The organism is Ruegeria sp. O5 (genome assembly GCF_056535105.1).
In genome coordinates this window covers 109560-125394 of record NZ_JBQERN010000002.1, presented here as the reverse complement: position 1 = coordinate 125394, position 15835 = coordinate 109560, and the positions used below count along the sequence as shown (strand labels likewise).

The 15835-nt window shown below is 60.2% G+C and carries 17 protein-coding genes and 1 riboswitch; of the genes, 14 read left to right on the top strand and 3 right to left on the bottom strand.

The features are described from left to right. Positions 1–2 precede the first annotated feature (2 nt). Entirely contained in the window at positions 3–827 is an 825-nt protein-coding gene (locus ACR0M3_RS05165) for an ABC transporter permease (protein ID WP_480909897.1), read from the top strand. On the opposite strand, the gene ACR0M3_RS05160 is transcribed toward ACR0M3_RS05165, so the two are convergent. Next, on the bottom strand, positions 824–1426 hold the full coding sequence (locus ACR0M3_RS05160) for an alpha-ketoglutarate-dependent dioxygenase AlkB family protein (RefSeq protein WP_480506881.1): 603 nt from the start codon (positions 1424–1426) through the stop codon (positions 824–826). The genes ACR0M3_RS05165 and ACR0M3_RS05160 overlap by 4 nt on opposite strands. 212 nt (positions 1427–1638) lie before the next feature. Here ACR0M3_RS05160 and dnaK point away from each other — a divergent pair, with 212 nt between their 5' ends. From dnaK to radC, 13 genes are all read left to right on the top strand, one after another. Further along, positions 1639–3546, top strand: a complete 1908-nt coding sequence (dnaK, locus tag ACR0M3_RS05155; protein WP_480506882.1) for a molecular chaperone DnaK — start codon at positions 1639–1641, stop codon at positions 3544–3546. 74 nt (positions 3547–3620) lie between these two features. Continuing rightward, positions 3621–4766: a molecular chaperone DnaJ gene (dnaJ, locus tag ACR0M3_RS05150; protein ID WP_209598968.1), complete on the top strand. Its 1146-nt coding sequence runs from the start codon at positions 3621–3623 to the stop codon at positions 4764–4766. A 239-nt stretch (positions 4767–5005) separates the two neighbouring features. Then, positions 5006–5110: riboswitch (TPP riboswitch) on the top strand. Positions 5111–5154: 44 nt separating this feature from the next. Next, entirely contained in the window at positions 5155–5958 is an 804-nt protein-coding gene (gene thiD, locus ACR0M3_RS05145; protein WP_480909896.1) for a bifunctional hydroxymethylpyrimidine kinase/phosphomethylpyrimidine kinase, read from the top strand. Further along, positions 5955–6932: a glycine oxidase ThiO gene (gene thiO / locus ACR0M3_RS05140; protein ID WP_480909895.1), complete on the top strand. Its 978-nt coding sequence runs from the start codon at positions 5955–5957 to the stop codon at positions 6930–6932. The genes thiD and thiO overlap by 4 nt, the downstream gene beginning before the upstream one ends. Then, positions 6916–7110 carry a sulfur carrier protein ThiS gene (gene thiS, locus ACR0M3_RS05135; RefSeq protein WP_480474356.1) on the top strand — a complete coding sequence of 65 codons (195 nt, stop codon included), beginning with the start codon at positions 6916–6918 and terminating at the stop codon, positions 7108–7110. Before thiO ends, thiS begins: the two co-directional genes overlap by 17 nt. Before the next feature lie 2 nt (positions 7111–7112). After that, complete coding sequence (locus ACR0M3_RS05130) at positions 7113–7877, top strand: thiazole synthase (RefSeq protein WP_480474355.1); 765 nt, start codon at positions 7113–7115, stop codon at positions 7875–7877. Beyond that, on the top strand, positions 7874–8470 hold the full coding sequence (locus tag ACR0M3_RS05125; RefSeq protein WP_480909894.1) for a thiamine phosphate synthase: 597 nt from the start codon (positions 7874–7876) through the stop codon (positions 8468–8470). Before ACR0M3_RS05130 ends, ACR0M3_RS05125 begins: the two co-directional genes overlap by 4 nt. Continuing rightward, positions 8467–9432, top strand: coding sequence for a HesA/MoeB/ThiF family protein (locus tag ACR0M3_RS05120; RefSeq protein WP_480909893.1), 966 nt, complete (start codon positions 8467–8469; stop codon positions 9430–9432). The genes ACR0M3_RS05125 and ACR0M3_RS05120 overlap by 4 nt, the downstream gene beginning before the upstream one ends. An 18-nt stretch (positions 9433–9450) precedes the next feature. After that, positions 9451–10386 (top strand): ABC transporter substrate-binding protein, encoded by a 936-nt coding sequence (locus ACR0M3_RS05115; RefSeq protein ID WP_480773060.1) that lies wholly within the window; start codon positions 9451–9453, stop codon positions 10384–10386. Continuing rightward, complete coding sequence (gene tenA, locus ACR0M3_RS05110) at positions 10383–11057, top strand: thiaminase II (protein ID WP_480909892.1); 675 nt, start codon at positions 10383–10385, stop codon at positions 11055–11057. The genes ACR0M3_RS05115 and tenA overlap by 4 nt, the downstream gene beginning before the upstream one ends. Next, positions 11054–11782: an ABC transporter ATP-binding protein gene (locus tag ACR0M3_RS05105; RefSeq protein WP_480909891.1), complete on the top strand. Its 729-nt coding sequence runs from the start codon at positions 11054–11056 to the stop codon at positions 11780–11782. Before tenA ends, ACR0M3_RS05105 begins: the two co-directional genes overlap by 4 nt. Further along, entirely contained in the window at positions 11779–12513 is a 735-nt protein-coding gene (locus tag ACR0M3_RS05100) for an ABC transporter permease (RefSeq protein WP_480909890.1), read from the top strand. The genes ACR0M3_RS05105 and ACR0M3_RS05100 overlap by 4 nt, the downstream gene beginning before the upstream one ends. Before the next feature lie 35 nt (positions 12514–12548). Continuing rightward, entirely contained in the window at positions 12549–13304 is a 756-nt protein-coding gene (gene radC, locus ACR0M3_RS05095; protein WP_209506928.1) for a RadC family protein, read from the top strand. Between the two features lie 3 nt (positions 13305–13307). Here radC and ACR0M3_RS05090 read toward each other — a convergent pair whose 3' ends face one another. Further along, on the bottom strand, positions 13308–14864 hold the full coding sequence (locus ACR0M3_RS05090) for a phosphate ABC transporter substrate-binding/OmpA family protein (RefSeq protein ID WP_480909889.1): 1557 nt from the start codon (positions 14862–14864) through the stop codon (positions 13308–13310). A 24-nt stretch (positions 14865–14888) separates the two neighbouring features. Further along, positions 14889–15806 (bottom strand): hypothetical protein, encoded by a 918-nt coding sequence (locus tag ACR0M3_RS05085; protein WP_480909888.1) that lies wholly within the window; start codon positions 15804–15806, stop codon positions 14889–14891. Positions 15807–15835 lie beyond the last annotated feature (29 nt).

Here is a 15835-nt window from a genome sequence, read left to right as displayed (position 1 = left end):
TAGTGTTCTATTTCAAGCGCAATCAAACGCTGTTGGGCAGTGCACTGACGACTGCGGAACTGGTGTTCCACGCGGTGGTGCGGAACGTGCGCGCGCAGCATCCGAATGCGGTGATCGCGATCCTGCTCAACGTTGTGCAATTGCTGGTGATGATGGTCACGTTCTATCTGCTCATGTCGCTGATGGGCCGGGGCGGGGTCGCCAGGATCAGGGGCGAATTTCTGCTGTATGTCCTGTCGGGCGTGTTCCCGTTCATGTTGCACATACAATCGATTGGCGCGATTTCCGGGGTTGGGTCATCCAATAATCCGATGATGCTGCATTCGCCGATGAACGTTATGGTCACGATTCTCGCGGCGGCCTTCAGCACTTTCTATAAGTTCCTGTTGGCCATGTTCATCATCCTGTTCGTCTACAGTGTCGCGGTTGCTCCGCTTGAGGTGCAGAACCCCGGCGGCGCCTTCGCAATGCTGGTGCTGGCCTGGTTTACCGGCTGCGCGGTGGGGCTTGTGTTCATGGCGTTGAAACCGTGGGCCCCGACGACCGTTTCGATGCTAACCAATATATATCGCCGTCTGAACATGGTGTTTTCCGGCAAGATGTTCATTGCGAACGCATTGGGTGGCGGGCTGTTGATGATGTTTGCCTGGAACCCGCTGTTTCACATCATCGACCAGACCCGCGGGTTCGTGTTCCGCAACTATTATCCAAGAAACACCAGCTGGGAATACGCGGCCTGGGTTGGAATCGCCCTGTTGATGATCGGTCTTATGGGTGAATTCTTTACCCGTCAGCACGTCTCGAAAAGCTGGAATGCGCGCCGCTAGCGCGCGACCCGCAGCGTAAGGTTTATGCGCCCGCCTTTGGGCAACAGGCGCGAGGATCCGAACCTGATCCGATCCACACCGTGATAGGCAAGCCGCGCCGGACCACCCATGACAACCACATCCCCCGAGCTCAGCCAGATCGACTCGGTCTTGCCGCCGCGCGTCGTGCTGCCAATCCGAAACAAGGCATCGTCGCCCAGCGAAACCGACAGGACGGGCCATGAAAAATCTGCCTCGTCCTTGTCCTGGTGCAGGCCCATTTTTGCGCCTTCCCCGTAGTAGTTGATCAAACAGCAATCGGGCGCTCGCTCGGTGCTGACCAGATCGCGCCAGATATCCAGAATGGCGGCGGGGATTTCCGGCCAGTCACCACCTTTGGGGTGCTGATCCTGATAACGGTACCCCGCCTTGTCGGTCACCCAACCCAGATCGCCTGCCGAGGTCATCCGAACCGACATCTCCTTGCCCGAGGTGGTAACAGGCCGGAACAGGGGCGCGGCTTTCAGAATCGGGCGCAAATCCGCGATCACCCGCGACTGGGCCGCAGGATCAAGATAACCTTTCCTGATATCGAACCCCCGCAAAACCAATCGCGCCATTCCGGAAACCCCAATCCTTTCCAATTCCTTGCCAAAAAAGGCATCAGAATCCCTAAAACCTGCGTTCTACGGTGCTTGCAGGCCTCAGGTCTCGCCCTTATATACGCCGGGACGCGCGATGGTAGTGCTGTCGCGCACATCAGATCGGGGGCGGGATGCCGTAACGGGTCCTGTCGTCGAGACATCGCCTTGAAGAGAAAGGGATTGCAAAAATGGGAAAAGTAATCGGGATTGACCTCGGGACCACAAACTCGTGCGTGGCCATCATGGACGGTTCGCAGCCGAAGGTTATCGAAAACGCCGAAGGGGCGCGGACCACGCCCTCGATCGTCGCCTTCACTGAAGATGAGCGACTGGTCGGTCAGCCTGCAAAGCGTCAGGCGGTCACCAACCCCGACAACACGATCTTTGGCGTCAAGCGCCTGATCGGCCGTCGTGTGGATGATGCCGAAGTCGAAAAAGACAAGAAAATGGTGCCTTATACCATCGTTGATGGTGGCAATGGCGACGCATGGGTTCAGGCCCGCGGTGAAAAATACTCCCCAAGCCAGATCTCGGCCTTCACTCTGGGTAAGATGAAGGAAACCGCGGAAAGCTATCTGGGTGAGGAAGTCACGCAGGCGGTCATTACCGTTCCCGCATACTTCAACGACGCACAGCGTCAGGCCACCAAAGACGCGGGTAAAATCGCCGGTCTGGAAGTGCTGCGGATCATCAACGAACCGACTGCTGCCGCACTGGCCTATGGTCTGGACAAACAGGAAACCCAAACCATTGCGGTCTATGACCTTGGTGGCGGTACCTTCGACGTGACCATTCTGGAAATCGACGACGGCCTGTTCGAGGTCAAATCGACCAACGGCGACACCTTCCTGGGCGGTGAAGACTTTGACATGCGCATCGTCAACTACCTGGCGGATGAGTTCAAAAAGGAACACGGTGTCGATCTGTCTGCTGACAAGATGGCCCTGCAGCGTCTGAAAGAAGCCGCGGAAAAAGCCAAGATCGAACTCAGCTCGACCTCGCAGACCGAGATCAACCAGCCGTTCATCTCGATGGGTTCGAACGGTCAGCCGCTGCACATGGTCATGAAACTGACCCGTGCCAAGCTGGAATCCCTGGTCGGTGACCTGATCAAGAAGTCGATGAAGCCGTGCCAGGCTGCTCTGAAAGATGCCGGTCTGTCGGCTGCTGACGTGGACGAGGTTGTTCTGGTCGGTGGTATGACCCGGATGCCGAAAGTGATCGAAGAGGTCACGAAGTTTTTCGGCAAAGAGCCGCATAAAGGCGTGAACCCGGACGAAGTGGTTGCCATGGGTGCCGCCATTCAGGCCGGTGTTCTGCAGGGCGATGTCAAGGACGTGGTTCTGCTGGACGTGACCCCCCTGTCGCTGGGTATCGAGACGCTGGGTGGCGTGTTCACCCGCCTGATCGACCGCAACACCACGATCCCGACGAAAAAGTCTCAGGTCTTCTCGACCGCCGAGGACAACCAGAATGCCGTGACCATCCGCGTGTTCCAGGGCGAGCGTGAAATGGCTGCGGACAACAAAATCCTCGGTCAGTTCAACCTCGAAGACATCCCGCCCGCACCGCGTGGCATGCCCCAGATCGAGGTGACCTTCGATATCGACGCCAACGGCATTGTCTCGGTTTCGGCCAAGGACAAAGGCACCGGCAAGGAACAGAAGATCACCATCCAGGCATCGGGCGGTCTGTCCGACGAAGACATCGAAAAGATGGTCAAGGACGCCGAAGAGAACGCGGAAGCCGACAAGGAACGCCGCGAGCTGGTCGACGCCAAGAACCAGGCGGAAAGCCTCATCCACTCGACCGAAAAGTCGATGGAAGAGCATGCCGACAAGGTCGACCCGACCACGATCGAAGCTATCGAACTGGCGATCGCCGCACTCAAGGACGAGCTGGAAACCAACAATGCCGACAAGATCAAGTCTGGCATCCAGAACGTCACCGAAGCAGCGATGAAGCTGGGTGAGGCCATCTACAAGGCGCAGTCCGAAGAGGCCGAGGACGAGCCTGCCGCGGCAGATGCCGCACATGGTGATGACGATATCGTCGATGCCGAGTTCGAAGATCTGGACGACGACAAGCGTAACTAACGGGTAACCGGGCCAATGTAGGCCGGTCCGGATGCCGGGCCGGCCTATTTACGTTGAGGCAGAAGGAAATACTGATGTCAAAACGCGACTATTACGAAGTGCTCGGCGTGTCCAAGGGCGCTTCGGCGGATGAGATCAAGAAAGGCTTTCGCACGAAAGCCAAAGAGCTGCATCCGGACCGCAACAAGGACAACCCGGATGCCGAGGCGCAGTTCAAGGAAGCCAACGAGGCTTATGACGTGCTGCGCGATGCCGACAAAAAGGCGGCCTATGACCGCTTTGGCCACGCCGCCTTCGAAAACGGCATGGGCGGTGGTGGCCGACCTGGCGGCGGCTTTGGACAGGGCGATTTCTCCAGCGCGTTCTCGGATGTGTTCGATGACCTGTTCGGCGATTTCATGGGTGGGCAACGTGGCGGTGGCGGTCGACGCGCCGCGCGCGGCTCGGACCTGCGCTATAACCTGCGCGTATCGCTGGAAGAGGCGTTCTCGGGCCAGCAGAAAACCATCAATGTACCGACAGCCGTGGCCTGTTCTTCCTGCGAAGGAACCGGTGCAGAAGGCGGGGTCGAGCCGACAACCTGCCCCACCTGTTCCGGCATGGGCAAGGTACGGGCGCAACAGGGTTTCTTTACGGTCGAACGAACCTGCCCCACCTGCTCGGGTCTGGGTCAGATCATCAAGAACCCCTGCAAATCCTGTAAAGGTGCAGGCCGCGTCGAAAAAGATCGCGCCTTGTCGGTCAACATCCCCGCTGGTGTCGAAACCGGTACCCGTATTCGTCTGGCAGGTGAAGGCGAGGCCGGAATGCGCGGTGGCCCTCCGGGCGACCTCTACATCTTTGTGGAAGTGTCTGATCACAAATTGTTCGAACGCGACAGCGTGAACCTCTATTGCCGCGTACCGGTCAGCATGGCCAAGGCCGCGCTGGGTGGATCGATCGAGGTTCCGACAATCGATGGCGGGCGTGGGCGGGTGCAGATCCCGGCTGGCAGCCAGTCGGGCCGGCAAATGCGCCTGCGCGGCAAAGGTATGCCCGCGCTGCGCGGCGGCGGTGTTGGCGACATGTTCATCGAACTGGCAGTTGAAACCCCGGTCAACCTGACCAGCCGCCAAAAAGAACTGCTGCGCGAGTTTGATGACCTGGGCGAAGATAACCACCCGGAATCAAAAAGCTTCTTCTCATCCGTCAAATCCTTCTGGGACGGTATGAAAAGCTGACAACCAGGGTTACGGGGGCTCTACCCCCGCCGCCCGTTCCGGGCGCCTCCCCCGGGATATTTCCGGCCAGATGAAGCAGGGATCCTTTATTCATCTGGCTCTAAATATCCCGGAGCGCGAGGCAGAGCCTCGCAAAATACTCCCTAAAGACATTCAATTGGCCTTATCAGATGACCAAAAGTGGCAATGCATTTGCCAAATTGGGTCTTGATTCCAACCGCTGACCCTGAAATTGTCCGCGACAACCGTTGGGGTGCCCGTATCAGGGCTGAGAGGCGCGACCGCGTTAACCCATCGAACCTGATCCGGGCAATTCCGGCGTAGGGAACGGTCTTATGAACACAGACGTTTTCCCTACCTCGTTGCCCAAAGAAGATGGAGCAACGACATGGCGGCAATTGCCCTGACCATTGCAGGGTCTGACAGCGGCGGAGGCGCCGGGATTCAGGCCGATCTGAAAGCGATGTCGGCGCTGGGTGTATTCGGCGCAAGCGTCATTACCGCTGTTACGGCGCAGAACACGCAAGCCGTCACTGCGGTGCATGGGGTTCCGCTGGATGTCATTGCTGCGCAAATCGACGCGGTGCTCAGCGATTTGGATGTGACGGCCATCAAGATCGGCATGCTTGCCACGCCAGAGATCATTCACACAGTGGCCCAAGGCCTGGAAGCGTTCAAAGGTCCCGTCGTTCTTGATCCTGTCATGATCGCAAAATCCGGAGATGCGTTGTTGGCGCAGGAAGCGGTCCGAACACTGCGCGAAGTGATGGTGCCAGCAGCGACTGTGCTGACACCCAATCTGCCCGAAGCGGCATGTTTGCTGGATGCGAAACCGGCGCAATCACCGGACGAGATGGCTGCACAAGGCAAGGCCCTGTGTGCTCTGGGCGCAGGTGCGGTTTTGATGAAGGGCGGGCATGGGTCGGGCGATGTCTGCCACGATCTGTTGGTCGACCCCTCAGGCGTCGTGGCCGCATTTCAGGCCCCGCGACAGAACACGAGAAACACCCACGGAACCGGATGCACCCTGTCGTCTTCGATCGCCGCCGGTTTGGCCAGGGGCCTGCCGCTGAGGGATGCGATCGCACAGGCGCATAATTATCTGCAAGGGGCCATCGCGCGGGCGGATGAGCTGAAGATTGGTGCCGGGCACGGTCCTGTGCACCACTTCCACCGGATCTGGCCCGCATGACACTCTGGTCGGTTATAGGTGCGGGCGTAACGGGTCTGGCCGTGGCCAGCGAGCTTGTGTCACGCGGGGCAAAGGTGCAGGTTTTCGATCCGGGCGGCCCGCCCGGCCCGCATGGGTGTTCCTGGTGGGCCGGTGGGATGCTGGCCCCTTGGTGTGAATTTGAAAACGCGGAAGAACCGGTGCTGCGGCTGGGGCAGGAAGCAATCGAATGGTGGGCGCAGCGAACGCAGGTAAACAGACATGGAACTCTTGTCGTTGCCAATGCGCGCGACCTGCCCGACCTGCGCCGGTTTGCACGCCGGACCGAAGGGTTCAGCGAGGTTGATCGTGCGAAAATACTCGAATTAGAGCCTGATCTGAGCAAGTTTGGCAAAGCTCTGTATTTTGAAAACGAAGCGCACCTTGATCCTCGTCAGGCGTTGCGCGATCTGCATCGTCACCTGCAAGGCGCAGGCGTGGAATTCCACCGAAAGCTGGCTCCGGCGCAACTGGACAACGCCATAGACTGCCGGGGTTTGCACGCGCGCGAATATCTGCACGACCTGCGCGGCGTGAAGGGTGAGATGCTGGTTCTTCGTTGCCCCGATGTGACCCTTTCGCGCCCAGTGCGGTTATTGCATCCGCGGATGCCGCTCTACATCGTTCCGCGCGGGGATGGCGTCTACATGCTGGGCGCAACCATGATCGAGTCCGAGGACAGCAGCCGCATCACCGCGCGTTCGATGCTGGAACTGCTCAGCGCGGCCTATGCCGTGAACCCGGCCTTTGGCGAGGCCGAGGTGCTGGAGATCGGCGTCGACCTGCGCCCTGCATTCCCGGACAACCTGCCGCGTATCCGGCGCTTGGGCCGGACAATCTATGCCAATGGGCTGTATCGCCACGGTTATCTGCTGGCCCCTGCATTGGCGCGGGGTGTCGCTGATCTGGCATTGGACAACACACATTCGGAGATGGTCGATGAAGATCGTGCTTAACGGCGAGACGCGGGACGTGCGTGCCGAAACCCTGTCGGATCTGTTGCTGGAATGCGGCTTCTCAGGCCGTGTGGCTACCGCCGTGAACGAAGATTTCGTGCCGTCAAGCCTGCGTATTGCGCACAAACTGACCGACGGCGACCGGATCGAAGTTGTCGCGCCGATGCAGGGGGGCTGAGGATGCGAACGTTCTACGGCATCGAACTGCCGAACCCCTTGATGCTGGGCACCGCCCAATATCCCAGCCCCGCCATTCTGGAACAGGCCTTTCGCGAAAGCGGTGCGGCGGTTGCCACGGTATCGTTGCGGCGGGAATCCGGCGCGGGGCAGACATTCTGGCAGATGATACGCGAACTGGGTGTTCTGATCCTGCCGAATACGGCTGGCTGTCATACGGTGAAAGAGGCGGTGACCACAGCCCATATGGCGCGCGAAGTATTTGACACCAAATGGATCAAGCTGGAACTGATTGGCCACACCGACAGTTTGCAGCCGGATGTGTTCCAGCTGGTCGAGGCCGCGCGCATCCTGACCGAAGACGGGTTTGAGGTGTTTCCCTACACCACCGATGATCTGATCGTGGGCGAACGCCTGCTCGAAGCGGGGTGCGAAGTGCTGATGCCGTGGGGGGCGCCTATCGGGTCCGGGCGCGGGCTGAACAACGAATACGCCCTGCGGTCGATGCGGGCCGAGTTCCCTGACACGCCGCTGGTGGTGGATGCCGGGATCGGCCTGCCCAGCCACGCGGCCCATGCGATGGAACTGGGTTATGATGCCGTTCTGCTGAACACCGCTGTGGCCCGTGCCGGTGACCCCGTTCTGATGGCCAAGGCGATGGCGCAGGCAATCCATGCCGGACAACTGGCCCATCAGGCAGACCCGATCGAGGCACGCGATATGGCCGAACCTTCGACCCCTGTTGTTGGAAAGGCCTTCCTGTCATGACGCTGGACCGTTTCTATCCGATCTTCGATCACTCGGACTGGCTGCGGCAGATGCTGCCCCTGGGTGTCAAACTGGTGCAGCTGCGTATCAAGGATCAGCCGGTTGAAGTGGTGCGCGATCAGATTGCCGCCTCGCGCGATCTGTGCCGCGACTATGGGGCGGTTCTGGTGATCAACGATTACTGGCAGCAGGCCATCGATCTGGGTTGTGACTGGGTTCATCTGGGGCAAGAAGATCTGGATGTTGCCGACCTGAAAGCCATCCGAAAAGCGGGTCTAAAGCTGGGTGTTTCCACTCATGACGATGATGAGCTTGAGCGGGTTCTGGCCATGGATCCCGATTACGTGGCGCTGGGTCCCGTCTATCCGACCATCCTGAAAAAGATGAAATGGCATCAGCAGGGCCTGCCCCGCGTGACCGAATGGAAGGCGCGGGTTGGCGACATTCCTCTGGTCGGCATTGGCGGTATGAGCGTCGCGCGCGCAGCAGGGGTGCTGGCTGCCGGGGCCGACATTGTCTCGGCTGTCACGGACATCACGCTGAACGCCGACCCCGAAGCGCGGGTGCGTGCTTGGATCGAGGTCACGAGATGAACCGGTACGCCCGCCAGACGCTGCTGCCCGAGGTTGGGGCTGAAGGACAGGCCCGCCTGACTGCGGCCCGTGTTCTGGTGGTCGGCGCAGGTGGTCTGGCCGCGCCGCTGCTGCCGCTATTGGCCGGGGCCGGGGTGGGGCATATCACGATTGTCGATGGTGACATCGTCGATCTGTCGAACCTGCATCGCCAGACATTGTTTTCAGAAGAAGATTGCGGGCTGTCAAAGGCCGAACGCGCCGCTGACCGATGCCGTGCGTTGAATGCCGAAATCGATGTGATTGCCAAGAAAATGGCTCTAACAGGGGAAAATGCGCCCGATCTGGTGTCGCAGGCAGATATCATTCTGGATTGTGCCGACAGCTATGCGGTCAGTTATTTGCTGTCGGATACCTGTCTGGCACAAGGCAAGCCACTGATCAGCGCCTCGGTACTGGGGCTTTCGGGTTATGTGGGCGGCTTCTGCGGCAGCGCGCCTTCTCTGCGAGCCGTTTTCCCCGATGCGCCGGATAGCGGCGCAAGCTGCGCCACGGCGGGTGTTCTAGGCCCCGTTGTCGGTGTGATCGGGTCCATGCAGGCGCAGATGGCGCTGAACCTGATCTTGCGGCTTGACCCGTCCCCGCTTGGGCAGATGGTGCAATATGATGCGCGAACCCTGCGCTGCACCGGGTTTCGTTTTGATGACGCGCCGGAACCGAACAGCTGTTTCCGCTTTCTCTCTGCCAGTCAGTTGAAGGAGACAGACCAGATTGTCGAACTGCGTGACCCGGACGAAGCGCCGGTTCCAGCTCACCCGAATGCGACGCGCATTTCACCCGAAGAAATTCAAATAATAGATTCTAAAAAAGGGCAACGCCTTGCCCTTTGCTGTGCCACCGGGCTGCGCGCATGGCGCGCTGCCGAGAAAATTCAACCGATTTGGCCGGGCGAGATTGTCCTCGTCGCGGCCTCAGCCTCCTGAGAAAAGGAAACGTGAGATATGAAAAAGCTGATGACAGCCCTTGCCCTTCTGGCCGCCGCGCCGGCCTGGGCCGAAGACAAGATGACCGTCCTGCTGGACTGGTTCATCAACCCCGACCACGGGCCCATCATCGTGGCGCAGGAAAACGGCTATTTCGCCGAGCAGGGATTGCAGGTCGAAGTCGTTGCCCCCGCCGACCCGTCCGCGCCGCCGCGTCTGGTTGCTGCCGGTCAGGCGGATCTGGCGGTATCCTATCAGCCGCAGCTGCATTTGCAGATCCACGAAGGGCTGCCGCTGAAACGGGTCGGCACGCTGGTCGCGACGCCCCTGAACTGCCTGCTGGTTCTGAAAGACGGCCCGATCAAATCGCCCGCTGACCTCAAGGGCAAGAAAATCGGCTTTTCCGTCGCCGGTGTGGAAGAGGCCATCCTCAGCACCGTGCTTGGCAAATACGAAGTCGCGCTGGATGATGTTGAAATGATCAACGTGAATTTCTCACTCTCGCCCTCACTGATGACCGGTCAGGTGGACGCGGTGATTGGCGCCTATCGCAACTTCGAACTGAACCAGATGGATATCGAAGGCCGCCCCGGCACCTGTTTCTATATCGAGGAAGAAGGCGTGCCGTCTTATGACGAACTGATCTATGTCGCCAACCCCGATACGATGGACAAAGACAAGATCGCCCGTTTCCTGGCCGCGACCGAAAAAGCGACTCAGTACATCGTCAACAACCCGGAAAAAAGCTGGGAGGTCTTCTCGACCACATCACCCGAACTGCAGGACGAGCTGAACGCGCGGGCATGGGTCGACACGCTGCCGCGCTTTGCCCTGCGTCCCGCCGGGTTTGACGCTGGCCGATATGCCCGGTTCGAAGCATTCCTGAACGACAGCGGCATGATCGACACTGTCCTGCCCGTCAGCGACATTGCCATCGACGTCACCGCGCAATGAGCGATTATGGCAAAGCCTTTGCGCTGATGCGCGATGCGGCGCAGGGGCCGTGGCGGGACTACACCCGCCACGCTTTTGTCGAAGGGATGAAAGACGGGACGCTGCCACGCGAGGCGTTCCTGCATTACCTGCGGCAGGATTACGTGTTTCTGATCCACTTCTCCCGCGCCTGGGCGCTGGCGGTGGTGAAATCGGAAACGCATTCCGAGATGCTGACTGCCGTGGGCACCGTAAATGCGCTGGTTGCCGAAGAAATGCAGCTGCATATCGGTATTTGCGAAGCAGCCGGGATCTCGCAGGAGGAGTTGTTCGCCACCCCCGAACGTGCCGAAAATCTCGCCTATACCCGCTTTGTGCTAGAGGCCGGGTACAGTGGCGATCTGCTCGACCTTCTGGCGGCGCTTGCGCCCTGCGTCATGGGCTATGGCGAGATCGGCAAGCGGCTGGCGGCCGAGGCGACGTCTGAGACCTATCGCGACTGGATCAGCACCTATGCCGGTGAAGACTACCAGGGCGCGTGCAAAGCGGTTGGCGCGCTGCAGGATGAGGCTCTAACAAGGCGTATTGGGGCAGATTTTGAGGCCTCACCGCGCTGGGAACGCCTCTGCCAGACCTTCCGCACCGCGACCGAGCTTGAAGTCAATTTCTGGCAGATGGGTCTGACCCCATGACCCCGGCGCCCGATCTGACCATCAGCGGCACTGCCACGATCGACGGTGCAACTCTGTTCGCGCCGCTGACCCTGACGCTTGACGCCGGGGCGTGGACCTGTCTGCTGGGCGGATCGGGTGTTGGCAAAACTACGGTCTTGCGGCTGATTGCCGGGCTGGAAACCGGGGCTGAATTCTCGGGCCGGATCACCGCCAGCGACGGCCAGCCGGTTTCAGACCGGGTTGCTTATATGGCGCAGGACGACCTGTTGCTGCCTTGGGCGAGTGTTGCGCAAAACGTCTCGTTGGGCGCGCGGCTGCGGGGCGAGAAAGTTGACCTTGACCGGCGCGACCGCCTGATCGAACGGATGCGGTTGCAGGACCATATGACCAAGAAACCGCCCGAGCTTTCGGGTGGGCAGCGCCAGCGCGTGGCACTGGCCCGCACCCTGATGGAAGACCGGCCGATTGTGTTGCTAGATGAACCCTTTTCCGCCCTTGATGCCCGAACCCGTGCCGATATGCAGGATCTGGCCGCCGAGGCGCTGAAAGGCCGCACTGTCCTTCTGGTAACCCACGATCCGGGCGAGGCCGCGCGTCTGGGGCAATCCATCGTCGTCATGACACAGCACGGGCTGACACCGTGCGACCCGCCGGTTGCTCCAGCCCCGCGCAGCGTGGATGATCTGCAGACGCTGGAAACACAAGGCGCGCTTTTGCGGCTGCTGCGGGAGGGCGGGGTATGAAGTCCCTCTCTGTTCTGGCAGCAACCCTGTTTGCCCTTGCCATGTGGCAGGGGATCGTGACCCTGACCGGATTGCCAAAATTCATCCTGCCCGGTCCCGCAGTGGTTGCCGAGACCTGGTGGCAGAACCGCTGGCTGATTGCAGAACACACCTGGATCACAGCCATCGAGGTCATTATCGGCCTTGCCTGCGGCACGCTGCTTGGCGTTGTCACCGCATTGCAGCTGGCCAATTCCCGTGTCGCACGGGTTCTGGTACAGCCAATGCTGGTGTTCACTCAGGCCCTGCCGGTCTTTGCGCTGGCTCCGTTGCTGACCCTGTGGCTGGGCTATGGCCTGTTGTCCAAGGTCGCGATGGCGGTGCTGATCATCTATTTCCCGATCACGTCGTCCTTTTTTGACGGTTTGATGCGGACACCGCAGGGGTATCTGGACCTTGCGCGCACGATGCAGGCGGGCAAGCGCGCTGTGTTGTGGCACATCCGTATCCCTGCGGCGTTGCCGTCTTTGGCCTCGGGGATGCGGCTTGCGGCGGTGTATGCGCCGATCGGTGCCGTGATCGGTGAATGGGTCGGTTCATCGCAAGGTCTGGGATATCTGATGCTGCTGGCCAATGGCCGCGCCAAGACGGACCTGATGTTTGCGGCGATGCTGACGCTGGGCGTGTTTTCGATCCTTCTGCACATGATTGTCCGCCGCGCCACCGCGCGTATGGCAGGAGAGGCGCGTTAACCTTTCGGAAAGTGATTCTGCGACAGGGTAAACGCATGACACAGGACGCCTTTGCCGAAGCCCCCATGCTGTTTGATACGGACGAAGCGCCAGCGCAGCCGCTGCCGAATGGTCGGTTACCCTCCTACATCAAAGACCATCGCAAGCGGCTGCGCGAACGGTTCATGGCGGGCGGGTCGGCGGCGATCCCGGATTATGAGTTGCTGGAGCTGGTTTTATTCCGGTCCATCCCGAGGCAGGATGTGAAACCATTGGCGCGCGCATTGATGAATGCCTTTGGCGATTTCAACCGCGTGTTGACAGCGCCCGAAGAACGGCTGCGCCAGATCAAGGGCGTTGGTGATACGGTCATCACCGATCTGAAAATCCTCGAAGCCTGCGCGCATCGGATGGCACGGGCGCGGGTGATGCAACGGCACGTGATATCCAGCTGGGACGCGCTGCTGGATTATTGCCACACGACAATGGCGCATCGCGAGACCGAGCAATTTCGCGTTTTCTATCTGGATCGCAAGAACGTCCTGATCGCGGATGAGGAACAGGCCAAAGGCACCGTGGATCACGTGCCGGTCTATCCGCGCGAAGTGGCGAAACGGGCGTTGGAACTGAATGCCTCGGCCCTGATATTGGTGCACAACCATCCTTCGGGCGACCCAACGCCGTCACAGTCAGATATCGACATGACCAACCGCATTCAGGATGCCTGCTCCGCCCTGGGGCTGACCCTGCATGACCACCTGATCATCGGCAAATCGACCGAGCTCAGCTTTCGTTCCGAAGGGTATCTCTAGCGGCTACTGCACCCAAATCTCGACCCGCCGGTTGACCTTGCGGCCCCATTCGGTGTCATCGCAGGCCATGGGCATCGCTTCACCAAATCCTTCGGCGGTGACCGTGATACTATCAGGGATCGGGGCTTCAAGCGCGGCGATAACCGCGTTTCGCACGGTTTGCGCGCGCCGTAGGGCGATGCGGGCATTTGAAACGGCACCCCCGTCCCCATCGCTGAAGCCTGCAAACACCACCTTGCGCGCCTGCAACGTACCCGCGTCCAGCATTTGCGCCAGTTGCTGAATATTGGCGCGCGACTGCGCGTCCGGGCGGGACGATCCGGGTTCGAACCGGACCGACAGGGACAGGCGCGACAGCGGGCGCAAGGTTTCGATCATGCGCTGCAACTCCTCCAGTCCGACCTCAGTTCCGCCGGTGACGACCGCATTGGCAAGCCGGTCCCCCTGCACGCCAACCGGCAGGGTTTCAGCAGATTGATCCACATATCCTGCGTCACGTATCGCCACCTGTGCCTCGGGGCTTTGGCTATAGGCCAGAAACTGCCGCGCAATCCGGGGCAGGCGACGTTCCGGCAGATACAGGAACATAGGCATATTCAGCGGGTAATCTTCGGTCTTGATCGACTGGCGGGTCGCGGCCAGCGGATGCCCGCACCCGCCGGTCAACGGCAAAGCGCGGGTGCCATGGGCCGATGCCTTGCTGGCGACCCCGATGGAAAACGGATCCTTTGCCACGGCCGCGGTCAGGTCATGTATGCGATTGTGGCGGATCGCCGTATCGGTCAGGTCCACACCGGCGGTTTTCAGAATCTGATCCTCGACCGCCTGCGCCAGACCCGACCCGGCCTCTGGCACATGCAGTGCAATAGGGGCATCCGGCCCACCCAGCTGTGCCCAGTTGCTGATCTCTCCGGACAGAATACGAGCCATATCTGCCAGAGAAACCTGCCGCATCACGCTGTCGGGGGCCACGACCGGGACCATGGCATCCAGTGCAATGACCCGCGACCGACGGGCGCGCTTCAGATCGCCCAACCCCGCAACCTCGGCAGCCTCCCGCTCGGCCTCGCGCATCTCGCGCAGGGCCATCACAATATCCGCCCGGTCCGCGATCAGGTCACTAAACCCGCGATCCGTGGTGCCCACGTCAAAGAAAAACCGTGCTAGCGGGGCCGACCGGCCCGCCTGATGCAGCTCGTAAACAAAGGTGTCCTCATCCACGCGGGCGGGGGTCGCGGTCAGGTCTTCCTGACGGGCAAATCCGATGATCAGGGCGGGCAGCACCGTTTCAGCCATCACCGATGATCCGGAAAACTGCACTTCGGCGACGAAATCGATCAGGTTGGGGCAGGCGGGCCCCTCGCACGTGACGCCCGAACCATCCACGGTCAACGTCCCGAATTGCGTATCGACGCGATAGAACTCACCGTCAAAGCTCAGCAGATTGCCGGTCACTTCGACCTTGCCATCATGCGAGGTCAATGTGATGTCCTGCCCAAAAGCACCGGTCGCCGCCGTCACGGAAAACAGCGCAGCCACCGCCACACGGAAAAATGTCATAAGAGGTTCAAGCCTGTCTGCGGATTACTTTGCCGCGATTGTCAGGTCTGAGAGCAGATTATTCAACACCAGAAACTCGCCCGCGCGCGAACAATCCGGCAGGGTCACTGACATGTCGCGCGACCGCAGGCGGCGGTCCGACAACAACTCCAGCGACTGCACGTTCAGCGTGTGGCCGCAATTTGCATCGGTCACTTCGGCCTCGACAGTCAGGTCAATCGTGCCGGATTGATCCGACGTACTGGCCGGGAAAGAATACACTTCGATATTCTGCGTCATACCGGAACCGGACTGACCCAGACGCATAACCTTACCGGCGCCTTCGGCAGATGCGTCATCCCAGACATGGCCATCCGCGCCATAGCTGGCACCAAATTCCAGCGCATGAATCTGCAACTCGGTATCACCCTGCCATTGCAAGACAACACGATCAAAACCGGCGATTTCGGGAACGTGAGTGGTGGCGACGGTGCCTGTTTCATCTTCGAAAGAAAACAGGAAGATCGCGTATTCCGAAAGGGCCGGGATCGCCATGTCCAGCGCGCCGCTGGCATCCGTCATCTGGCTAACAGTCAGGCCGCTATGGTGAATTTCAATCCGCTCGTTCTTGTGGCAGGGCGCTTTCAGCGACAGGTGCGCCATGGCACCGGGTGCTGCGTTTGCGTGCGCGCTGATCCGGCAGTTCGATGTCTTGGGGGCTACAGGTACAGCGCGGGGTGCCGGTGTAACAGTGACCGGATCGGCATCTGATACGGTGGCTGAAGTCAGAACGATACTGTCCAGTCCCGACAGAATCGAAGACTGATCGGCCACAGAGGCCACATCGACACCGCCCTGCGCGCGGTTCTGCTGCGCAGCCGGTCCGTTCTGCATCAGATAGCCTATGCCCAGGGCACAAGCGACCGTTCCGCACATGGTTACGTAGTTGCGAACTACAAACAAGACACCCTCCCCAGTTGAAGGAGCAGCTT

Excerpts from the sequence above, each read along its gene's own strand:
- ACR0M3_RS05090 (WP_480909889.1), bottom strand. The coding sequence starts at position 14,864 with ATGACATTTTTCCGTGTGGCGGTGGCTGCGCTGTTTTCCGTGACGGCG.
- dnaJ (WP_209598968.1), top strand. The coding sequence starts at position 3,621 with ATGTCAAAACGCGACTATTACGAAGTGCTCGGCGTGTCCAAGGGCGCT.
- ACR0M3_RS05160 (WP_480506881.1), bottom strand. The coding sequence starts at position 1,426 with ATGGCGCGATTGGTTTTGCGGGGGTTCGATATCAGGAAAGGTTATCTT.
- ACR0M3_RS05115 (WP_480773060.1), top strand. The coding sequence starts at position 9,451 with ATGAAAAAGCTGATGACAGCCCTTGCCCTTCTGGCCGCCGCGCCGGCC.
- thiD (WP_480909896.1), top strand. The coding sequence starts at position 5,155 with ATGGCGGCAATTGCCCTGACCATTGCAGGGTCTGACAGCGGCGGAGGC.
- ACR0M3_RS05125 (WP_480909894.1), top strand. The coding sequence starts at position 7,874 with ATGACGCTGGACCGTTTCTATCCGATCTTCGATCACTCGGACTGGCTG.
- ACR0M3_RS05120 (WP_480909893.1), top strand. The coding sequence starts at position 8,467 with ATGAACCGGTACGCCCGCCAGACGCTGCTGCCCGAGGTTGGGGCTGAA.
- dnaK (WP_480506882.1), top strand. The coding sequence starts at position 1,639 with ATGGGAAAAGTAATCGGGATTGACCTCGGGACCACAAACTCGTGCGTG.
- thiO (WP_480909895.1), top strand. The coding sequence starts at position 5,955 with ATGACACTCTGGTCGGTTATAGGTGCGGGCGTAACGGGTCTGGCCGTG.
- tenA (WP_480909892.1), top strand. The coding sequence starts at position 10,383 with ATGAGCGATTATGGCAAAGCCTTTGCGCTGATGCGCGATGCGGCGCAG.
- ACR0M3_RS05105 (WP_480909891.1), top strand. The coding sequence starts at position 11,054 with ATGACCCCGGCGCCCGATCTGACCATCAGCGGCACTGCCACGATCGAC.
- ACR0M3_RS05100 (WP_480909890.1), top strand. The coding sequence starts at position 11,779 with ATGAAGTCCCTCTCTGTTCTGGCAGCAACCCTGTTTGCCCTTGCCATG.
- thiS (WP_480474356.1), top strand. The coding sequence starts at position 6,916 with ATGAAGATCGTGCTTAACGGCGAGACGCGGGACGTGCGTGCCGAAACC.
- ACR0M3_RS05130 (WP_480474355.1), top strand. The coding sequence starts at position 7,113 with ATGCGAACGTTCTACGGCATCGAACTGCCGAACCCCTTGATGCTGGGC.
- radC (WP_209506928.1), top strand. The coding sequence starts at position 12,549 with ATGACACAGGACGCCTTTGCCGAAGCCCCCATGCTGTTTGATACGGAC.